A 5,062-nucleotide genomic window follows, 5' to 3' on the forward strand; every position below is an offset into this window, starting at 1 on the left:
GGGTGATGAGGCCGTTCTGCGACATGAGCACGACAAGCCCCGTGGTGACCGAACTCGACTGGAAGATGTTGGTGACAAGGAAGCCGAACGCAATCTGCAAAAAGACCGTATCCATCATCCCCATCAGTTCCAGGAGCTGGGGATCGGTACGGTACGGGGCCATCACATTGGAGATGAGGGTCAGGGAGAAGAATACGAGACCGAAGTAGAAGATCGGCCGGCCGAAGATCCGGTATTTCCCCGGCACCAGCCCGATGACAAAGCCGATGAGAATAAAGATGGGGGCAAATGCCGTGAAGTTTAAGGCAACCAGCTGCGAGGTGAGGGTTGTACCAAGGTTCGAGCCGAAGATAACCCCCAGCGATGCGGCAAACGAGATGATGCCTGCGTTGACGAGCCCGACGGTGATGATGGTGGTGGCATGGCTGGACTGGACAATGGCCGTGACAATGCCACCGACAGCGGTGCCCCGTAAGGGAGTCTTGGTCAGGTTCTGGATGAGGTCCTGGAGTTTGTCCTTTGCAGCAATCTGCACCTCGCGGGAGAACTGCTCGATGCCGTACAGGAAGAGGATGATACCGGGGATGATGGCAAAGAGGAGTTCCCACGAGACCATGACCTGGATTCCCCCGGCGCAGATGCCGTACAGATGATCCGGCCCTGATTATGAAAAGGGTTTTGGAACAGGGCAGGAGATCTTGGCTGGATCCTCCCATAATCTCCTGTACAGCATGTTCACGGGTAATTACCCCCCGAAGAGATCCGGTGGAGGACCCTTGCATAGACCTCCATGACATCCCCCCGGTCGAACCGGTATACGTCCTTGTCGAGCGACTCTTTTGTCTTTTTATCCCACAAACGCATCGAGTCCATGCTTATCTCGTCCCCGAGATAGATCGTCTTTCCGGCCTTACCGAACTCGAGTTTGAAGTCCACAAGAGTGATGCCCTGCCCTGCAAGGAATGCAGAGAGATGACGGTTGACCAGAAGCGCAGTCTCTTTTATGGTTTCGAGTTCCCGGGGAGTAGCTATGCCAAGCGCCGCAATGATCTCGTCATTGATCATGGGATCATGGCGGGAATCGTCCTTGTAATCGAGAACAACCAGTGGCGGGTGGAGCTTCTGCCCTTCTTTGAACGGGTAGTTGCGGACGAGCGAGCCTGCTGCATAATTCCTGACGATCACCTCAAGGGGGATCATGCTGAGCCTGCGTACCTCCATCCGGGTATCATCCAGCATCCCGATAAAATGGGTTTTGATGCCCTGTTTTTCCAGGAGCTGGAAGAAGAAGGAGGAAACGGCTGCATTACAGCTGCCCTTGCCTTTCAGCGTATCCTTTTTCCCCCCATCGAATGCAGTGATATCATCACGGAATTCTACGATCAGTCGTCCAATGTCATCTGTTTCGAATACCGACTTAACCTTGCCGGATTGCAGGAGTTTTGTCTGTTTCAGGATAATTCCTCCCTTTACAGGTTTTTCTCGTTCAGGTATGGTCTTCAACAATGCCCCATGTCTTAAGGGCCTGCTGGAGTTCTTTGCTCTTGTACTCGCGGGGGGGCACACCTTCAACGACAGCGTTGAGCATGTCGCGTGCGGCTTTCGCACCGGCAATGGTCCCTTTGGGATGTCCGTGGATCCCCCCGCCCATCTGGATGATCACGTCATTGCCGAACCCCCGGACAACGTACGGAAGGTGTCCCGGGTGAAGGCCCCCGGATGCAACGGGGAAGACAGGTTTTGTCCCGTACCATTTCTGTCCAACGGCGAATTCGTCGCTGGCGACATCATCCAGGACCAGCGCGTCCCTGCTGCGGAGCACGGACTGCGGGCCGGCATCGACCATCTTGCCGACCATGGATCCGATATGCAGCTGGTCGAGCCCGCACAGGCGGAGGAACTTCGATAGGACCAGCATCGAGATCCCGTGCTTCTCGTTCCGCGTGTAGGCCGCGTGCATTGCCCGGTGGGCATGCAGCACCAGGCCGAGATCCTCGTTGTGCTCCCGCAGGCTCTGGAGCGCCGGCCATCCCGCGATGCAGACATCGATCATGATGTACTCTCCGCCCAGCTTGTGCACGTATTCAGCCCTCCTGATGATCTCTTCGGTTGTTGCAGCGGTGATGTTGGCCATGTACATCTTGCGCTCCCCGGTCTTTCGTTCGGCCCGGTCGCGTTTTTTCAGGGTCTCCTTCACGCGTTTATCGAAGGGATTGAAGGCCTGTCCGGTGAGGTTCTCATCATCTTTGACAATGTCCACTCCCCCAACCCAGGCATCGTACGCAACCTGTGCATGGTCTTTGGTGTTCAGTCCCATCTTGGGTTTGACGATCGTACCGATCAGGGGACGCTTGGGGACTTCTACCAGTTTCCGGATCCCTTTGATCCCAACGGCCGGCCCATAGTGTGCATTGACAATCTCCTTTGGCAGCCGGACATCCATCAGCCGGAGGTTGTTTACGCTTTTCATGCCAAATATATTGCCGGCAATGGATGCGAGGATACAGGAAATGTCGTACGGATCGTACGCCTCCACCGGATAGGCTGTGTCGACAATCCCGGTCTTCTCATCGATGCTGTAAACCTTCGCCGCAAGCCGTTGCGTGTACTTTTTCGCAGTTGTTATGGAAGTCCACGTGCCGATAGAGCTTTCTGTCACGGTATTCGCTGCTGCATCCTCAAGGGTCATTCCTTCTGCCGGCTCGATGTACCACCGGCAGATAACATCGGACTTTTTGGGTTGGTACCCGATCTTCAGGTATAACGATTCGTCTTTCATGAATAATCCTCCTCATTTACGCCGACAACAACAGCGTGTTCATAGCAGGCAGGGATCCCGTCGGCAGGGGTCTGGTCACAGGATTCACCTGATACCGGGTGCCACGGTCTTTCCGCCCGGTCCTGACAATCCCCACCTATGCTCTGCAACATTTTCCAGTGTAATTCAATCCGCTTTGCCTGCATCGCCACATCGTCTTTTCCTTTCATGATGTATCCGGTTATCCCGTTCATTGTACCACCATGAGTACATCCCCGTTCCTGACCGTGTCACCTGTATCCACGAAGATCTCGGCAACCCGCCCGTCCGCCGGGCTGTGGACCGGGTTCTCCATTTTCATAGCTTCAAGCACGAGCAGGGTATCGCCTTTCTTTACCAGGGCATTCCGGCTGACCAGGATCTTGAGAACCATCCCCTGCATGTTGCTCCGTACGCCTCCCGCCACCTCCCCGGCCGGGATCTTCCCGGGCGATATTTCCTGAACGGCAACCTTGTTCCCGCCCAGGGATACGATCCGGACAGAGAATACCTCGCCATCCACCTCAACTTCCATCTGATCGGGAATTCCTCCCGGTGAGGGTTGCGGGGATTGTTTTTTTGGCAGGTCTTCGGCTTTTTTTTCGCCTTTCAGGAATGCGGGGGCGATGGCCGGATAGAGGATATACGTGAGCACATCCTCCTCTTTCCTGACCAGCCCGGCAGTTACCGCTTCGCTCTTCATTTTCTCGTACGCGGGTTCGAGCAGATCGGCCGGGCGGACGGTGACGACCGGGTCATTCCCGATTACCAGCTTTCTGACCCCGTCATTCACCGGTGCCGGGGATTTCCCGTACATCCCGTGAACATAGTCCCTTACTTCCTGGGTGACGGTCCGGTACCGCTCACCGCCCGCGAGGACATTCAGCACTGCCTGTGTCCCGACGATCTGGCTTGTCGGGGTCACGAGCGGCGGATACCCAAGATCTTCCCGTACCCGCGGGATCTCGGCAAATACCTCTTCCAGCCGGTTAAGTGCGTCCTGTTCCTGCAACTGGGATACGAGATTGGAGATCATCCCCCCGGGGAGCTGGTAGATGAGGACATCGCTGTCAACCCGTTCGGAGATAGGGCTGATGAGGCCGGCATACTTCTCCCGGATCTGCATGCAGGTATTCCTGACGGTCCGGAGCTGTAGCAAATCGATCCCGGTGTCCCGGGGAGTGTCCCTGAGCGCGGCTACCACGCTCTCGGTTGGCGGGTGGGAGGTCCCCATCGAGAGCGGGGACATAGCTGTATCGAGAATGTCGACCCCGGCATCGATTGCCGCCTGGAAACTCATCGGGGCGATACCGCTCGTGCAGTGGCTGTGGAGGCAGACCCTGACATCAACCGCTTTTTTGATGCCATGAATAAGATCCTGCGCATCATGAGGCATGATCAGGCCGGCCATATCCTTGATGCAGAGAGAATCGCACTCATGGGTGTAGAGCTCCTCAGCCATCTCGATGAATGATTCCGTGGTATGGACCGGGCTCGTCGTGTATGACAGGGTGCCCTGGAGGTGTGCCCCGACGTTTTTCACCTGCTGCATGGACCGCGTCATGTTACGAATATCGTTCAGGGCATCAAAGACCCGGAAAATTTCAACACCGTTCTTATGGGCCGCTGTGATAAAGCGGTCAACCACATCATCCGGATAATGGCGGTACCCCACCAGGTTCTGCCCCCGCAGGAGCATCTGGATCGGTGTACGGGTCAGTTCCTTCTTCAGGATCCGGAGGCGTTCCCACGGGTCATCGTTCAGGAACCGGATGCAGGTGTCGAAGGTTGCGCCGCCCCAGGCTTCGACCGAGAAAAACCCGCAGGTATCAAGGCCCCGGGCAAGCGGGATCATGTCCTCGGTACGAAGCCTGGTTGCCATGAGCGACTGGTGGGCATCGCGGAGTGTCGTGTCCGTGATGCGGACCTTCTGAGTATCCTTAACGTTCATCAGTATACCTTCACTTTCTTCCTGTGCCGATGTTCGGCCTGCCGGTCTCCTGCCGGAAGTCCGGATCACCGGCGATCCGATTTCCTTCATCTTCAGTGATTTCTCCCTGGAGGTTTCCTGAATACTTGTCATTCCCGGGTAAATCTGTTATACCGGGGACCACGGCGATCGCGAGATTTTTGTCATCATGCTTATAACGGTTGCACCTGTTCCATCTCTTTGCCGATGAACGATCGGTGGACCTCGTGCTCCTCCGGTTCCGCGTTCCGGTTCCTGACTCCGATCATTGCCCCGAACCCCCTGACGGAGCAAAG

The 5,062-nt window shown here is 56.2% G+C and carries 5 protein-coding genes; all 5 read right to left on the minus strand.

Annotation, left to right across the window (positions count from 1 at the left end; genetic code table 11):
* Nucleotides 1–616, minus strand: a 616-nt coding sequence (locus tag CW742_RS06970) for a Na/Pi cotransporter family protein (RefSeq protein ID WP_292418353.1), incomplete at its 3' end; no start/stop codon positions are given.
* 119 nt (nt 617–735) lie between these two features.
* Nucleotides 736–1,455 (minus strand): phosphoribosylaminoimidazolesuccinocarboxamide synthase, encoded by a 720-nt coding sequence (gene purC, locus CW742_RS06975; RefSeq protein WP_292418366.1) that lies wholly within the window; start codon nt 1,453–1,455, stop codon nt 736–738.
* A gap of 31 nt (nt 1,456–1,486) precedes the next feature.
* Nucleotides 1,487–2,779, minus strand: a complete 1,293-nt coding sequence (gene rbcL, locus CW742_RS06980; protein WP_292418358.1) for a type III ribulose-bisphosphate carboxylase — start codon at nt 2,777–2,779, stop codon at nt 1,487–1,489.
* Complete coding sequence (locus CW742_RS06985) at nt 2,776–3,012, minus strand: hypothetical protein (RefSeq protein WP_292418361.1); 237 nt, start codon at nt 3,010–3,012, stop codon at nt 2,776–2,778. The genes rbcL and CW742_RS06985 overlap by 4 nt, the downstream gene beginning before the upstream one ends.
* Nucleotides 3,009–4,748, minus strand: coding sequence for a pyruvate/oxaloacetate carboxyltransferase (locus CW742_RS06990; protein ID WP_292418364.1), 1,740 nt, complete (start codon nt 4,746–4,748; stop codon nt 3,009–3,011). The genes CW742_RS06985 and CW742_RS06990 overlap by 4 nt, the downstream gene beginning before the upstream one ends.
* Nucleotides 4,749–5,062 lie beyond the last annotated feature (314 nt).

Source organism: Methanoregula sp. (genome assembly GCF_002835825.1).
Classification (GTDB): Archaea; Halobacteriota; Methanomicrobia; order Methanomicrobiales; family Methanospirillaceae; genus Methanoregula.

Bases quoted from the DNA above. Each gene is read 5' to 3' on its own strand.
- rbcL (WP_292418358.1), bottom strand. From the start codon at position 2,779: ATGAAAGACGAATCGTTATACCTGAAGATCGGGTACCAACCCAAAAAG.
- CW742_RS06985 (WP_292418361.1), bottom strand. From the start codon at position 3,012: ATGAACGGGATAACCGGATACATCATGAAAGGAAAAGACGATGTGGCG.
- CW742_RS06990 (WP_292418364.1), bottom strand. From the start codon at position 4,748: ATGAACGTTAAGGATACTCAGAAGGTCCGCATCACGGACACGACACTC.